The sequence below is a fragment of the Streptomyces sp. col6 genome, from assembly GCF_008042035.1.
Lineage (GTDB): Bacteria > Actinomycetota > Actinomycetes > Streptomycetales > Streptomycetaceae > Streptomyces.
In genome coordinates, this window is sequence record NZ_RDBL01000005.1 from 47,991 (window position 1) to 62,818 (window position 14,828).

Annotated in this window: 12 protein-coding genes; 8 read left to right on the top strand and 4 right to left on the bottom strand. The window is 68.5% G+C overall.

Going from position 1 to position 14,828, the window contains the following annotated elements:
* The first annotated feature begins 9 nt into the window (after positions 1 to 9).
* Genes EAO73_RS03755 through EAO73_RS03790 form a run of 8 tightly spaced genes read left to right on the top strand, consistent with a single transcriptional unit; the run spans position 10 to position 10,243 of the window.
* Complete coding sequence (locus EAO73_RS03755; RefSeq protein ID WP_147970073.1) at positions 10 to 1,299, top strand: conjugal transfer protein; 1,290 nt, start codon at positions 10 to 12, stop codon at positions 1,297 to 1,299.
* Between the two features lie 37 nt (positions 1,300 to 1,336).
* Positions 1,337 to 1,678: a hypothetical protein gene (locus EAO73_RS03760; RefSeq protein ID WP_224756172.1), complete on the top strand. Its 342-nt coding sequence runs from the start codon at positions 1,337 to 1,339 to the stop codon at positions 1,676 to 1,678.
* Entirely contained in the window at positions 1,675 to 2,259 is a 585-nt protein-coding gene (locus EAO73_RS03765) for a TcpE family conjugal transfer membrane protein (protein WP_147970074.1), read from the top strand. The genes EAO73_RS03760 and EAO73_RS03765 overlap by 4 nt, the downstream gene beginning before the upstream one ends.
* Before the next feature lie 22 nt (positions 2,260 to 2,281).
* Complete coding sequence (locus EAO73_RS03770) at positions 2,282 to 4,912, top strand: ATP-binding protein (RefSeq protein ID WP_147970075.1); 2,631 nt, start codon at positions 2,282 to 2,284, stop codon at positions 4,910 to 4,912.
* Positions 4,909 to 7,251 (top strand): hypothetical protein, encoded by a 2,343-nt coding sequence (locus tag EAO73_RS03775; RefSeq protein WP_147970076.1) that lies wholly within the window; start codon positions 4,909 to 4,911, stop codon positions 7,249 to 7,251. Before EAO73_RS03770 ends, EAO73_RS03775 begins: the two co-directional genes overlap by 4 nt.
* Positions 7,248 to 8,429, top strand: coding sequence for an NlpC/P60 family protein (locus EAO73_RS03780; protein ID WP_147970077.1), 1,182 nt, complete (start codon positions 7,248 to 7,250; stop codon positions 8,427 to 8,429). The genes EAO73_RS03775 and EAO73_RS03780 overlap by 4 nt, the downstream gene beginning before the upstream one ends.
* Positions 8,426 to 9,061: a hypothetical protein gene (locus tag EAO73_RS03785; RefSeq protein ID WP_147970078.1), complete on the top strand. Its 636-nt coding sequence runs from the start codon at positions 8,426 to 8,428 to the stop codon at positions 9,059 to 9,061. The genes EAO73_RS03780 and EAO73_RS03785 overlap by 4 nt, the downstream gene beginning before the upstream one ends.
* A gap of 60 nt (positions 9,062 to 9,121) precedes the next feature.
* Positions 9,122 to 10,243 (top strand): TRM11 family SAM-dependent methyltransferase, encoded by a 1,122-nt coding sequence (locus tag EAO73_RS03790; protein ID WP_147970079.1) that lies wholly within the window; start codon positions 9,122 to 9,124, stop codon positions 10,241 to 10,243.
* A 12-nt stretch (positions 10,244 to 10,255) separates the two neighbouring features.
* Here the strand turns inward: EAO73_RS03790 and EAO73_RS03795 are convergent, their stop codons facing one another.
* From EAO73_RS03795 to EAO73_RS03805, 4 genes are read right to left on the bottom strand one after another with little or no spacing between them, the layout of a single operon-like run.
* The gene (locus EAO73_RS03795; protein ID WP_147970080.1) at positions 10,256 to 10,507 is read right to left on the bottom strand and encodes a DUF6406 domain-containing protein; all 252 of its coding nucleotides are present in this window, start codon (positions 10,505 to 10,507) and stop codon (positions 10,256 to 10,258) included.
* A gap of 5 nt (positions 10,508 to 10,512) precedes the next feature.
* Entirely contained in the window at positions 10,513 to 11,655 is a 1,143-nt protein-coding gene (locus EAO73_RS03800) for a C2 family cysteine protease (protein WP_147970081.1), read from the bottom strand.
* Complete coding sequence (locus tag EAO73_RS36330) at positions 11,652 to 12,221, bottom strand: hypothetical protein (protein ID WP_224756173.1); 570 nt, start codon at positions 12,219 to 12,221, stop codon at positions 11,652 to 11,654. The genes EAO73_RS03800 and EAO73_RS36330 overlap by 4 nt, the downstream gene beginning before the upstream one ends.
* A 36-nt stretch (positions 12,222 to 12,257) precedes the next feature.
* Complete coding sequence (locus EAO73_RS03805) at positions 12,258 to 14,435, bottom strand: ATP-binding protein (RefSeq protein ID WP_224756174.1); 2,178 nt, start codon at positions 14,433 to 14,435, stop codon at positions 12,258 to 12,260.
* Positions 14,436 to 14,828: the final 393 nt, after the last annotated feature.

Genomic DNA, 14,828 nt, shown 5'->3' on the forward strand with positions numbered 1-14,828 from the left:
AGACAAGCGATGAAGCGCGGCCTCAGGCTCACGAACAAGAAGCAGAAGAACGCCGAGCAGGCACCGCCCCCGCAGCCGAAGGCCACGCGCACCTCGCGCTACGCCCCGGCACCGCAGGCGGTGCCGGACGCGCCGGACGAGGACGAGACCGACGAGCTGGACGAGGCGGCCACGGGCTGGCAGCAGACGACCGTCAAAATGGCGGGCTTCACCAAGCTGGTCACCGTCGTCGTCTGGATCCTGGTCGTGGCGGGGCCGCTGCTGGCGTTCTTCGCGGTGGTCGTCGCCAGTTCCTCACGGGCGACGCCGGTCGCGCGTGCCGGCCAGTCGCAGTCCCAGGCGTCCGCCACGGGGCCCGCAGGGTTTGCGGAACTGTACGTGACGGCCTACCTCTCGGCCGGGGAGGGCACGGAGGAGGACCTGCTGCCGTACTACTCCGAGCCCGTGGGCCTCTCCAACAAGCCCAACTCCCGGCACGCCACCAGCGTGACCACCGTGGCGGCCGAGCAGGTCGACCAGGGCTACTGGGCCGTGACCGTGGCTGCCCGCATCTCGGCCAAGGACAAGAAGGGGAAGACCACCGATCAGGGGCTCCACTACTTCCGGGTCGGCGTCCAGGTCGCGGGCACGCCCGAGGCGGGCGGAACCGCCAAGCCCACCGTCTCCCCCACGACCGCCACCTCCACCGCGAGCACGGGCGTCGCCAAGAGTCCGAAGCCCTCGGCAAGCCCCAAGCCCTCGGGCAGTTCCTCTCCCGAAGCCGACACCGGCCCGACGGCTCTCTACGCCGCCACGTCGCTGCCTGCCGAGGTGAACGCCCCCGCGTCCGCCACTCACGGCGGACTCGTCTACGGCCCCGACCGCAGCGCACACGGGGGCCCGGTCTCCGACACCATCAGCCGCTTCTTCGCGGCTTACCTGACCGGCCAGGGCGAGCTGGACCGCTATGTCTCCCCGGGGCTCCAGGTCGCGGCGATCGTGCCCGCTCCGTACCAGTCCACGCTCGTCACCGGCCTCCGGGACGATCAGGACAAGCCCGCCGGGGAGGCCGAGGAGGACACGGTTCCCGCCGACGGCACCACCCGGCGCGTACTGGTGTCCCTCAGCGCGACGACGGGCGGGCAGGACTACCTGCTCACCTACGCACTCACCCTGAACACACGGGACGGACGCTGGGAGGTCGCGGCCGTCGAGACAGCTCCCGCGCTCGACCCCGAGCAGGCCGGCCCCGTGCGCGGCACGGTCGAACCCGAGCCGCAACCGTCCACAGACTCCTCGTCGGACTCCGCCGAGGACTGAAAGACCCACTAGCTCATCACACGAGGGGATCCAGACAGTGAGCTACGCAAGCGTTGAACACGTCCAACTGGCCGGCGACATCATGACGTGGGCCGAGGGCCTGCGGAACGACGTCGAGAACCTGGCCATCGCTGCCGCGGGCACCCTGGCCGTGGTCGCGACAATCCTGGCCTACTGGAAGACCAAGTCCTGGGCGGGCACCCTCGCGGCGGCCGTCCTGGGGGCCTTCCTGGTCTTCGCCGTCAGCAACATCGACAGCCTGAGCAACATGGTCGACAGTGAGGTTCCGGACGAGACCTCCACCGGGTCGGCCCACCTCATCGTCACCCCGTACGAGCCGCTGGACCCGGCTGTCGTCACCGCGGCCGATCTGCGGTGAGCGAGCAGCCGGCCGACGGGAGGGTGCTGGTCGGGCATTCCTACACCCGGGCACGCAAGCACCCGCTCGTCATCGGCAAACTCCCCGGCGGCGGACGGATTCCGGGCGGGCCGTACACGATCACCCAGATCATCACCATGGCGGGTGTCTTCGTACTGCTGCTGATGGTCCGGGACCTGTGGGCGTTTTTCGGAATCGGAAACGCCTTCGTCATGGTCATCGTCCCGTGGGGACTCGCGTGGCTGATGCGGTACGCCCGGATGGACGGCCGCGATCCCGCACGAGCACTGCTCGGGCTGCTGACCTACGGCACCTCACCGCCGGGGGGCCGCCTGGCCGGCCGCCCGCAACGCACCTTCAGGACCAAGCTGGTGACCGGACGAGTGACGATCAACGTGCGGCCCCCCGAGGAACCCGCACCGTCGCCCGCCCCCGAGGCCCGCCCGGTGCGGCTCGTCCCGACGACGGGCCGCACCGGCAGGCACCCTGCCGAGGCGGCACCGCCCGCAGCCGGCCCGACGCCGGTCCGGCCCCGAACCCGCCTCCAGGAACTGCTCGACGAAGCAGAGCGGCAGCACTGAACCGAAGGATGGATGAACTGCCATGCGTCTTCCCGTGCGCCACATCAGCGGCCATCTGATCTGGACCACCAACGCGACGGTGTGGGCCGTGTGGCGGGTCGAATCCGACAACTACAGCCACGCCTCGAAGGCGGCCAAGCACGAGCGGCTCAACGCACTCGAGGCCCTGTTCAAGTCGATCAAGGGCGAGGCTCTGCTCCTGAGCCTCTGCCCGCAGGTCGACGCGGCAAGCGTCGTCACCCGCATGACGGCGGGTATCGACCTGGACGCGTCCCCCGAGTACGTGGATCTCTCCCTGCGCGTCCTGGACGAACTGGAGGAGATGGAGCTCTCGGGACGGGTCGATTTCCTGGCCGTCCCGATGAAGCACACCGACTTCAAGCAAGGCGCCATGGCGGTCCTGTCGTCCACCCACTACGAGATCATGAACACCCTCGGGCTCCCCACCACCCCGGTCAACAAGGCCGAGGAGAAGCGTCGGCTCGAACAGGCCCGACACCTCGCGGCGACCTGGCCGTCCGCCATCCGGCTCCGGCCCGCGACCGAGGGCGAGATCCTCTGGATCTACGGTCACTCCGCGCGCCGGGGCCTGGCCGAACCGCTGCTCCCCGAGTACGACGAGCCGCGTGCCGTGATGGGCCGCGGGCGGGCCGTCGCCGCGTACTCCGAGGTCATCCTTGACGAGGGAGGCCGCAGCGACGGCATCGAGGAGCGCCGCGGCGTTCCGCTCAATCCCTTCCGGCACCGTTACGTCAAGTCGAGCACCGAGTTCGGCGACAGCTACCAGTCCTTCTCGATCCTGTCCGAGATGCCGGACGCCTTCGCCTTCCCGGGAAGCGAGTACCTGGCCGCCCTGGACGACTTCGGGTTCCCGGTCGACTGGGCGGTCCGGCTGCACATCGAGCAGGGCTCGAAGGCCGAGCCGAAGTCCCGTCGGCAGGCCCGCGAGCTCGCCCATCAGCGCGGCGAGTACGACGGGGAAACGGCCGGTGTCCCGGCCAGCCTGGACAAGGCCAGCAGCGCGCTCAACGAGTACCGCTCCCGGCTCACCTCGTCCTCCACCGAGGTCGAGATCCGGGCCAGCGTCGTCACCTGTGTCTGGGGCCAGACCCCCGAGGAGACCGAGGAGAAGGCCTCCGCCCTGATCAACCACTTCGGGGGGAACGACTACACCCTGGTCCGCCCGATCGGCGAGCAGACGCCCCTGTTCCACAGCATGCTCCCGGGCACGCCCACCCCCCGGGTCATGAACGACTACGCCCAGTTCCTGCTGGCCAAGGACTTCGCCATGGCCCTGCCCTTCTGCGGCCAGGCGCTCGGCGACGACGGCGGCTCGCTGTTCGGCCTCCAGCTCAACGGCGGCGGCGCCCGGCCGGTCCTGGTCGACTTCAGTCTCGGCCCGCGCATGAACGCCTCGGCCTCGGCCGTGTTCATCGGCGAGCTGGGTTCGGGCAAGTCGGTCGCCATGAAGACCGCGATGTACTCGATCCTCACCACCGGCCGCCGCGTCGGCCGCTCCCGCAGCCGCGGCCGGGCGCTGGCCATCGACCGTACGCCCCAGCAGGAATGGGCCCGCTTCGCGCGCGCCTGCCCCGGTGAGACCCAGGTGATCACCGTCGACGAGGACGCCTCGGTCTCGCTGGACCCGCTGCGCGTCTTCAAGGGCCCGCGCGCTGCCCGTTACACCGAGTCCTTCCTGACCCCGCTGCTGGACATCGCCTCGATGAGCACCGAGGGCGTCACCCTGGCAGACGCCATCGACGCCACGCACAAGGCGCCCGACCCCAGCATGAAGCTGCTCCTGGAGACGCTGACGGAGCGCGCTCACACCGCCGATCCGCAGGACCCGGACGACCACAACGTCCGCGCGGCGGCGAGTGAACTGGCGCGCAAGCTGCGCTCGTTGGCCAAGAAGGACCTGGGCCGGGTGATCTTCGACCCGACCCTCCCCATCGTGGAGATCACCGACGCCGACACGATCATCTTCTCCGCCGCCAACATCGGGCTGCCCAAGAAGACCGAGCTGGAGGGCCACCGGCTGTCCAGCCTGGAGGTCGAGAAGAAGTTCGGCTGGCGCCTGATGTACCTGGTCGCCGCGCTCTGCCGCGAGATCGCGTTCGCCGACCCCGAGGAGTTCGTCGGGGTCTTCCTCGACGAGTGCTGGTGGCTGACCTCGTCCGCCGAGGGTACGGAACTGCTCCTGGAGATCATCAACGACGGCCGTAAGCACGGCTGCGGCGCCTTCGCCGGCTCTCACGACCCGTACGACGTCGGCCCGGCCAACTCCGAGTACGGCGAGAAGATCCGCGGTCTGGTCTCGCACCGCTTCCTCTTCCGCCACCGCAACCGCCAACTGGCCGCGCGCGGTCTGGAGTTCCTGGGGCTGGACGGTACCGACCCGGAGCTGCTGAAGCTGGTCACCGAGAACCTGTCGCCGATCAACGTCTCCGACGACGAGCGGCTGCTGCGCTCCGGTGAGTGTCTCTACTACGACCTGAAGAAGCGCATCGGCGGCATGAAGGTCCTCATCCCGGCGGACGAGCACGCGGCGGAGGCGATCCACACGACGCCCGGCCGCGCCACCCTCGACGAGCCGGCCGAAGGCGTCGAGGCGATCGACGCCATGGAAGCGGTGGAGGCGCAGAGCATATGACCGCACTCACGGGGGTGATCCAGCAACGCCGCCACTGGTTGCGGCTGCTGGTGCTGATCGGCGTACCGATCGTGCTGATGCTGCTGTTCTCGCACCACGCCTGGGCCGCACCGGACGATCCCTGCAAGCCGAAGGACGAAGTCCCGAACCTCTACTGCATCCCGCCGGAAGAGGCTCACGCCGGCAAGGTCCTCGGCATTTTCGACGTCGTCGACCAGAACGGCGTACCGATCAGCGCGTACGGAATCAACGTCGACCAGGGCGGGACGCTCGACGTCATCAGCAAGATCAACGCCTTTCTGATCGGTGTCGGCTTCAGCCTCATCAAGGTCGTCATCGGTTTCGCCTGCTGGTTGGTCGAGTGGTCGCTCGGCTTCGGCCTCGCGAAGGAACTGCTCGAGCCGGTGTCGGGGATCGCCGCCAGCATCAAGAGCCACGTGATCGACAATCTGGCGCTCGAGTCCCTCTTCCTCACCCTCGTCGCCCTGTGGGCCGCCTATTTGATTCTCTTCAAGCAGCGGTCCAAGGGATGGATGGAGATTTGCACCTCTCTGGTCATCGCCTCGATCGCGACGGTCACACTCGCGAACCCGGGCTCCTTCCTGATCGGAAACGCCGACGATTCTGGAATCCTCGGCAAAACGAAGCAGCTCGCATTGGTGACGTCGACGCTGATCCTGGAAGACAACTGCGCCGCGGACAAGCAAAAGGTGGACAAGGACGGAAACAAGGATGACAATCCGACTTCTTGTTCCGGGCAGGATAAGAAGAAGAAGACGGCGACCTCCGTCAGCAAGCCCATCACCAACGGCTTGGTCGACGCCTTCATTCAGCGCCCCACCTGGGTCCTCTACACCGGCCGGCCCATCAGCAAGGCCTGCAGCGAGTCCTACGGAAAAGCCACGCTGGCCCGGTACAACTTCAACCGCCTCGTGATGCCCCGGATCATTGACGAAAAACTCGGGGACTCCTGGTGGGACTCCTTCACCGCGGTATTCTCCGCGAATTTCTCCTGGCATGGCATCAAGGAGAACCTGAAGCACGCCACCGGCAGCCCGTGGGGTCTTCTCACCATCACCGACCAGATGCAGAAGAATGTCATGGAGGACTTCCGGGACGCCGCCAAGGACGACGCCGCCTGGAAGCAGTACGTCGACCCCGCGGACGCGCAGGTCGCCTCGGACTGCAAGGCCAAGGACGCGATGTCGGACGACCAGCAGGTCACCGCATCCATGGAGAACGTACTCAGCGTCTGGTTCATCGCCCTCGCCGCGATCATCGTCGTCCTGCTCGTCGTCTCGGTCTCGATCACCTTCCTGATCTCCCAGGTATGGATGGCCATGGAGGTCATCCGCGCACAACCCGCCCTGATCGCGGGCATCCTTCCGGGCGGCGGCCGTACCGCGATGTGGAACTGGGTGTCGGGGGTGTTCCGCGTAGTCCTTGCGATCTTCCTCTCGGTGATGTTCCTGACCTTCTTCCTGGTCATGATCATCTCCTTGTTGGAGACCGAGACCAACGAAGCCATGACGATCAAGTTCCTCACCATCGACTTCGTGGCCATCGCCTTCCTGGCATTCCGGAAGAAGGTCACCGCGGCCGCCAAGAACATCTCCACCAACTTCGGCCAGAAGATGGCTGCCAGGACGGGTGGCGGAGGCGGAGCCAGCACCTTCAGCGGAGCCCCCACCGGCGGTTCCCAGCTCAAGCAGGACCGCGCCACGTTCAGCAAGGTGGCCGGCACCGCCGGCAAGATCTGGCGCGGCGGTGGCGGCGGTGGCGGTGGAGGCGCTGCGGCCAAGGGCGGCAACGGTGCCGGTGCGGCCAAGGGGGGTGGCGGAAAGCCGAAGAAGACCCTCAAGGGCCGGGTCCAGGGCGCAGTCAAGCTGGGTACGACGGTGGCAGCCGCCATCGGTACCGGTGGAACGACCGCAGCGGTGCAGGCCACGGCCAAGACCGCGCTCAAGAACCGGCTCAAGAAGTCGGCGAAGAATCGCCTGGAGAAGAACCGCGTCGGCCGGGCCACCCTCGGGGCGGCCCGAGCCGGCCGTTACCTCGCCAAGGACGCCCCCGTCACCAAGAGCAGGTTCAAGAACGCGGTCGCCACGGAGAAGCGCAACCTCGCGAAGAACACGGACAGCGCACGGACCCGCGACGCCCAGCGGGACGCGTCCCGCCAGATGCGGCAGACGAGGAGCCAGCAGCGCAGCGAGAGCCAGCGGCTGAACCGTACGGTGAACGGCAGGCGCAACCAGCAGCAGAACCGCCGCCGCTCGGCCGGCACCCGAGCCGGGAACAGGAACCCGCGCAGGGGGGGCGCCAGGGGTAGTGGAAGGTGACGACGAAAGCCCCTGAAGCCGAGCCCAAGAGCGGCACCAAGAAGCTGCTCATAGGCTTGGTCATAGCCACGGTCCTGCCCTGGATCTGCTTCATCCTCGCCATCATGCTGGGGGCCTCCATGCTCCCGGGTGGTGGCGAGGACGACGACGGCGGGAACGGAGGCAACACGCCGACCGTGGAGGACTGCGCCGAGGTCGAGGGAATCCCCAAGCCCACCTGCGAGGCGTACTTCCATGCCGCAGAAGCCATCCTGACGATCAAACCCAAGTGCACGAACCTCAGTTGGACCCTGCTGGCAGGCATCGGACAGATCGAGTCGCACCACGGCACATTCATGGGCCGCAAGGTCGTGGACAAGGTCGGCTCCAAGTACGGCAACGTGGAGCCACCCGTTATCGGCCCTGTCCTGGACGGCAGCAACGGCACTCAGCGCATCACGGACACCGACGGCGGCAAGTACGACCACGACACGGTCTACGACCGTGCCGTCGGTCCCACCCAGTTCATCCCGCAGACCTGGGAGAGCGTCGCCCAGGACGGTGACGACGACGGGGACACCGACCCGCAGAACGTGTTCGACTCGGCGCTGAGCACGGCCGTGCTCCTCTGCGGAAGCGGCGCGGCCGACTTCTCCAAGTCCAAGACGGAACACGACGCGATCTTCCGGTACAACCACTCGGAGCAATACGTAGCAGACGTGCTGGCCGCGAAGGCCCAGTACGACGAACTCGACATCTCCGGTTCGGTGGACGCCACCGGGAAGGCCAAGATAATCATCCAGGCTGCCAAGTCACAGAAGGGAGTGGACTATTCCTGGGGTGGCGGGGGACCCGACGGGCCTTCGTACGGGATTGGACACGGCGCGAACATCTACGGTTTCGACTGCTCGGGCCTGACCGAGTACGCCTATGCGAAGGCTGGCATCATGATCGGCAGCATCGCGCAAACGCAGCACGACAGCGGGAAGGTCCGTGTCACCAGTTCCAGAAGCCTCGCCGGCGCGAAGCCCGGGGACCTACTCTTCTTCTCCACCACGCCGGGAAGCGGCAAGGATATTTACCATGTCTCCATTTATCTGGGGAAGAACCGACAGATCGAGGCGCCCCAAACCGGTGACGTGGTCAAGGAATCCGACGTGCGGATGAGCGGACTCGACAGTATTGGGCATCTGACATGAGCGGCAGTGCGGAGCGCTCGGGCGTCATCATGCTCTCCATGTCCGCTGTCCTCTCCGTAGTCGGGGTGGTGCTGCTCTGGCCCGACATGAGCGGGCGCCACTCGGCCCCTGCGGCCCGCCCACCCGCCGCGACCGCGACTCCGACACCGACACCGACGTCCTCCGAACCACCGCCGACGCCGAAACCCCGGCCGAAGCCGACGGCTTCCACCCCGTCACCGTCCGCCACTCACCCCAAGGACGGAGACCCGCTGGCGGGCGACATCAGCGACGCCGTTCTCCAGCATGCCCTCGAACAGAGCCGCCAGGCGAACGTCCCGCCCACCCTCGAGAAGCGCCTCGTGGACCTCGGCGGCAAGGTCCTGCTCGCCGATGTGACGGGAAAGAGCCGAAAGGAATACCCCGACTACTTCAAGGGCCAGCCGGCCACCGACATCTGGCTGAAGTGCCACATCCGCGCCGGGGTCGCCGAACGCTACGAGAACCGCTCGGACGCGGTCCTGGTCCACCTGGTGTGGGCCGGCACCAGCCCCGAAGGCGAACGTGACGAACGCCGGCCGGCGACGGTCTTCCTGGTCCGCGACGTGGACGGCAAGTGGGCCCCGCGGCCGTTGTCCGAAGAGGAGGGTTGAGACGGACGGGACGGACGGCACAAGGCGAAGCGTGACGAGCCGGTCCGGTAGCCTTCCCGAATGCGCTATTTCATCCAGTACCCCGCCGGAACCAGCGCGATCGTCGCCGAGGCGATGACGCACTTCGTCGAGGACTTCCACCCGGAATACCAGGATGACAGCGCCATGCTTTTCCGCTCAACCTCACCGATGGAACGAGTGGCGTCCATCCCGTTCGCGAAAAACGCCTTCGCCGTGATCAGTGAGACCCGCCGCGGTGACATCAACGCGAATGTGGCCCAGCTGACCGGCTCGCTCCGCACCCCCCAATTCCCCGCTCTTCCCGGGGAACGCGCGCGGGGCTTCCGCGTCATGGTGCATGTGGACGGCGAGCTGGCGTCCATCGGCGGCGACCGGAAGCGGGAGCTCGAACGCACGATCTCCGCCTGCACGGGGCTGCGCCTGGAGGCCGGCGGCCGCGGACAGGAGTACTGGGTCATCGGCCGCCTGGACATGGACAGCCTCATGTTCTGCGCCCGCCTCCCCAAGCCGGCCCGGCCCAGGAAGGCCCGCGGCGCCCTCTCCCACGAGCTCTCCTCGATGCTCGTCCTGGCCTCCGACCCGCATCCCGACGACACGTTCCTCGACCCCTTCGCGGGCAGCGGCTCCTTCGTCGTCGCCCGGCTCGGCATGCCCGCGCGGGAGATCATCTACTCCGACCTGGACCTCGCCGAGCGCCGCGAGAACCTGCCGCCCGAGGCACTGAGCGACGGCCGCGTCCGGCTGCTCGCCGAGGACGCCCTGGCCCTCCCCTCCGTCGCCGACGGCTCGGTGGACGTCGTCGTGACGGACCCCCCGTGGGGCGAGCACGAAGAACTGCCCATGCCCTACGAAGAGTTCGCGGACACCACGAGCCTCTCCCTCGCCCGGGTCCTGCGTCCGGCAACGGGCCGTTTCGTCCTCCTCTGCGCCCGCCGTGGCGCCCCGGCCTTCGAGGAATCCCTCGAGAACGCCGGACTCCGCGTCGCCTCCACCCACGACATCCTGGTCAACGGCCACCCGGCCACGGTCTTCACCGGCACCCGCGACGCCGCACCGCAGCCCGAGCGAGACACGACCGGCACCCCGCGAAGGACCCCCGCCAAGCCCCTGCTCATCGGCATGGGCACCTACCGCCGCTCCCTGAACCGCTTCTCGCACTGAACCGGACGCGGCCTACTCGACCTTGCGGAGGACCACCCGCCAGTCGGGCTGCAGAAGATTCTCCACGCGGTCGAGCGCCCAGGTCTCCTCACGGACAGGAAACGTGTCCCCGATCCCCAAGAGATAGTCCCGCTCCTGGTCAGCGGCCACGACGAGATCCACCGAAACCGGGATTTCCTCAGTGGCGCGAACACTGCGCACGACGTACGTGACACTATCCCGCTCTCTGGGAATTCCGTGCACAAGAACGACCTCTACGGACATTACGCCTATCCAATCGTTGTATAGCGATTCTTGATGAGTCTTTTGAACTCCGCAACCGTCAGCGGCTGCGGATGCGCCAAATTGTGCGGGTTGCGCAAATGTATTAACCCTCTGTCATCTACCTCGGTTACCTCGTAGGCATGACGATCGATGAGCCCCTTGGGGAGGCTGCGCCCCTCCCGCTCCAGGTTCACCGTGCCGACCAGCACGGGACATCCGTCCGCAAGCTTCTCTCTGAACGTTTCCAGGAGCTGCCGGTCAGGGCTGCGCCCTTCCATGTCGTACTGGGTCGGAAAGTCGTCCGTGTACGCGGTTTCGCCGGTGAGTTGAGTAAGGAGTTCCGCACGGTGACTGGGAAGACTCCCCAGGTCATGTCGTGTGTAACCCTCGGCCAACCTGGCGCGGCGCTCGTCCCATGTCGCGTCGACGCCGGCGACCGCCTTCTCCAGGATGGGCACCCATGCCACATCGCCGTCCCCTGATTTGCCATAGGCAGGCCGGTGGGGCGCATCGCTCTGCACCGGAAGATCAGGCGTGACGGTGAGTACGGTGACCGATCCTGTCGGCGCAAAGCGGCTCCGGTCACCGTAGAGGGATCGCTTTGTCTGGTGAAGGGTCACCTCGTACGTTCCGTCGCCGTTCTCCCGGATGCAGTGAGAAATTGCCTCCGGACGGTGTCCGGCCACAGCACCCAAGGTGGAGATGATGCCGCAGTCCCCAAGGATCCCTTGCTTGGTCTGCTCGCGGGCGGGGGGACCGTCGAACAGGGGGATGCGCTCCCCGTCGGGGCGATCGAGCGGCGTACCGTAGCGCACTTCTGTCATCGGATTCTCTTCAGGGAAATCCGGCCGGTCCACCGTCGCATGCCGGTCCACCGCCCCCTCGCCCGGCTCGCTCCACCACGACGCCACATCGAACACCCGCCCGAGGAAGCCCCCTTCGGCCCCCTCCTCGCGGGCAGACGGCTCCAGCGGCTCCGGCTCCTCAGGTTCACCGGATTCCACGGCAAGGCCGGCAGGACCGTCCAGATCCTCCGGCTCAACAGGCTCAGCGGGCTCCACCGGCTCGGCCGGGCCGTCGTCGAAGGCGACAGCAACGGAGTCGGCGCCCGTCTCCGCTCCGGACCCACTCCCGTACAACTCGCTCAAGGCTTCTCCTTCGTGGCCGGAGGCACCGCAACGGGCCTGCGCGGCTTGCGCTCGAAGCACGCGACCGCGCGGGCGAACCGGCCGGCCCACTCCTCGGACGGGTCCGCGCAGCCGACGGCCTTCTCCAGCACGGACGGTGTGTGGCGCCCGTGGTAGTACTGCCGCGTTCTGACGCCCTTCGCGGCCTTCCACCGCGGCTCGCCGACCGGGCAGGGGTCGTCGCCGTCGAGCTGGGCCCGCATCAGGCCGGCGACGTGCTCGGCCAGGGCATGCGGAGCGCCGACGGCTCCCGCCCGGCTGTGCACCGCCCGGTCGACCGCCTGGCCGATGGCGCAGTCCACCAGGCGCCGGTCCGCGGCCCGGTCCGAGGCCAGCCCATGGCGCATGGCCTCCCCGGGAAGAGGCGTGATCCAGCCCAACAGGTGGGAGGCCACGGTCATTTCGGCCCAGAGGGCGATGCGCAGCTCGTCCTGCTCGGACAGGCGCTGGGCCGTACGCAGTTGCCGGAGCGTGCACGGAGCCGAGGCGCAGTCCGGGCCGCAGGCCCCGCTTCGGGGCGCGACCATGGGCGCCAGGTCACCCGGGCGGACGGTTCCCGCGTCCTAGCGCGAAGTCCCGTCGTCCATACGGACCAGGAGCGGGTAGTCCATGCCGTCGGTGAACACCGCCGCCTCACCCGGCCCGAGAGTGACCAGGTACTCGGACTGCGGCTCGGTGATGTTCATCGTGGCGCCGACGGCCTCCCGGTCGTCCCGCGCCGGGAGGCGGTGCACGATCTTGGCCGCGGTGTTCTTGATGACGTCCGGTATCAGTTTGGCGGGGATCTGGTCGGCGATCACCAGCCCTTCCCCGTACGCGCGGATCTCGGCCAGCAGGCCCGCGAACATCTCCACGGAGTGGGCCCCCGTCCCGCCCTCCTGCGGCCGGCGCAGCAGCCGGTGGGCCTCCTCGAACACGGTCAGGTGGCGGAGGGGGGAGGAGATCCGGCCCGTCGCACGCTGTTCCATCCGCAGGTACTCGACCAGCCGGATGAGGATGGTCCCCATGAGGAAGGCCTTCTCGTTGTCGTCCCCGACGTCCTCGATCTCGAAGACGACGTTGCGCCGCAGCAGTTCACCGAAGTCGATGGGGTGGCCACCCTCCAGGAACCGGCCGGTGGTGCCGAGCCGGAGGCCCGCGAGCCGGATCCTGATGAAGCCCCGGACGTTGTCGGTGATCTCCTTGCCGTAGCCGATGTCCGACACGACCTGGAGCGCCGTGTGCTCCAGGTCCTCCAGGGTCGGGTAGCGCGGCTCCGCCCCGGGGGTCCACGGTTCGCCGAGCGTCAGGTCCCACCCCAGCTCCTCGTAGCACCGGGTCAGGGCCGCGCTCAGCACCTGCGGGAAGGGTTCCTGCGGGTCGAAGGAGGCCAGGAAGAGCGCGCGGACCATCTCCAGGTGGGTCTGCAGCGGGAAGCGCTCGCCGGTCGGCAGGAGGGAGGGCTCCAGGGGGTTCAGGCCGGCGGGGAGCATGTCGCGGTCCCCGGGCCTGATGACGAGGACCTCGTCCGTCTCGCCCAGCCGTGCGGACATGGCCCGGTACTCGGCCTTGGCCGGTTCGACGACCAGCCAGGGAAGCCCCTCCCGGGTGGCCGCCTCAAGGATGCCCCGGACGGTCTGGGACTTGCCGCCACCCGTGGCACCGCAGACGAAGGTGTGCCGGTTGAGAGTGGCGCGGGGCAGGCTCAACTCCCCTGCCGGGCCCCGGTTCCGGTCCAGGACCGTGCCGATGCGAAGGGGGCCGGCCCCGGGACCGGGATGCTCGGTGCCGCTCTCCGGAGTGACATCGAATGCGGGACGGATCGCGAACCGTACGCCGGGCACCTCCTGGGCGGGCGGCCTGGCCAGGGCCGCCAGCAGCTCCGAACTGCCGTGGAACGGAAAGGGGGCGGGCTCGGGCAGGCATAGATCGAGCGCGGTCCGCAGCCCGCCCGTCCGTCCAGCCGGCTTCAGCGCGTACGGAAGTCCTTCGAGATCCGCCGACGCGCACAGGAGAGCGGCGACCCGTTGCGCGTCGTCGGGGGTACGGCCGCCCGCAAGGAGACGTATGCGCCACAGACCGGTCGCCGACGCCGTGGCCATCTCCTGGTGCCTACGCTCCAACCTCAGCGCCTCCAGGGCATGTTCGGGTGAGGATGTCTCCCGGGACTGCGCCCCGCGCCGCCGGTCGGCAACGTCCGCGACGAGTTCGTCGAGCGCGGCGGGCGCCACCGGCTCGGCCAGGACGAACCAGGCGAAGGCGCCCTGCCAGACGCCCAGAAGGCTGTCCTCGACGGTGGGGCGCAGCCGGGAGGCCGCACGCTCCGGCGCCCCGTTCCCCACCAGCAGGCCGTCGGCTATCGCGGCGATGGCGCTCCAGTGCGGAAACCGGTCCATGGCAGCGGCGACGGCGCCGTGCGGCAGACGCCGCCCGCGCGCTCCGGCGGGCAGGCCGAGCAGGGCCGTGTCCCGGTCACCGGTGACCTCTCCGCCGATGAGCGAGGAGCCGCCGAGATGGATCTCGACCGGTCCGGACGCCGAGAGGCGCGACCACCCGAGCAGGACACTCCCCCGGTCCGGTCCGGCAGCAGCTCCTGCGTGGAAGGCGGACACGAGGGCGGCGAACCGCTGTGCCCGCGGAGCGTCGTCGGTACCGGACGGCCCGGAGGCGTCCCGCCCGAGCCGAGGCACCTCGGTCAGCAGACAGCCGGGCAGGCCCACCATCCCCTGCCAGGCCTCGTCCGCCGCACCCGTCCGCGTCATGCGCGAGGAGAGCGGTCGTCGGGGGCCCACCCGCCGCACGCCGGGCCGGACCGGCGGACAGGCCAAGGGACTTGACGCACCGGAATGCGAACGCGCATCAGCACGCGCGCACCCACCGCTTCCGTCACGGACCGTCCCCCCATGGATCGAACGTGTGACAGCATCATAGGGTTGGCCTGGGTCGGCCGCAGTGAACCCCTCCGGTGTCGGCCTCCCCAACCTGACTGATTTCGGGGCCTGTTGCAGCTTCCGTTACACAGGGCGGAGTTCCCATGGACCATCCCGTCGATCCGCGGCGACCACATGACCCTGCGGATTCTTCCGGCGATGCCCCGGACCCAAGCGCCTCACAGGCGCCCCCGCCCCACCCGTACGAGCAGTGGGGCCACCCTC

Bases quoted from the DNA above. Each gene is read 5' to 3' on its own strand.
- EAO73_RS03755 (WP_147970073.1), top strand. From the start codon at position 10: ATGAAGCGCGGCCTCAGGCTCACGAACAAGAAGCAGAAGAACGCCGAG.
- EAO73_RS03775 (WP_147970076.1), top strand. From the start codon at position 4,909: ATGACCGCACTCACGGGGGTGATCCAGCAACGCCGCCACTGGTTGCGG.
- EAO73_RS03785 (WP_147970078.1), top strand. From the start codon at position 8,426: ATGAGCGGCAGTGCGGAGCGCTCGGGCGTCATCATGCTCTCCATGTCC.
- EAO73_RS36330 (WP_224756173.1), bottom strand. From the start codon at position 12,221: ATGGTCGCGCCCCGAAGCGGGGCCTGCGGCCCGGACTGCGCCTCGGCT.
- EAO73_RS03805 (WP_224756174.1), bottom strand. From the start codon at position 14,435: ATGACGCGGACGGGTGCGGCGGACGAGGCCTGGCAGGGGATGGTGGGC.
- EAO73_RS03790 (WP_147970079.1), top strand. From the start codon at position 9,122: ATGCGCTATTTCATCCAGTACCCCGCCGGAACCAGCGCGATCGTCGCC.
- EAO73_RS03770 (WP_147970075.1), top strand. From the start codon at position 2,282: ATGCGTCTTCCCGTGCGCCACATCAGCGGCCATCTGATCTGGACCACC.
- EAO73_RS03795 (WP_147970080.1), bottom strand. From the start codon at position 10,507: ATGTCCGTAGAGGTCGTTCTTGTGCACGGAATTCCCAGAGAGCGGGAT.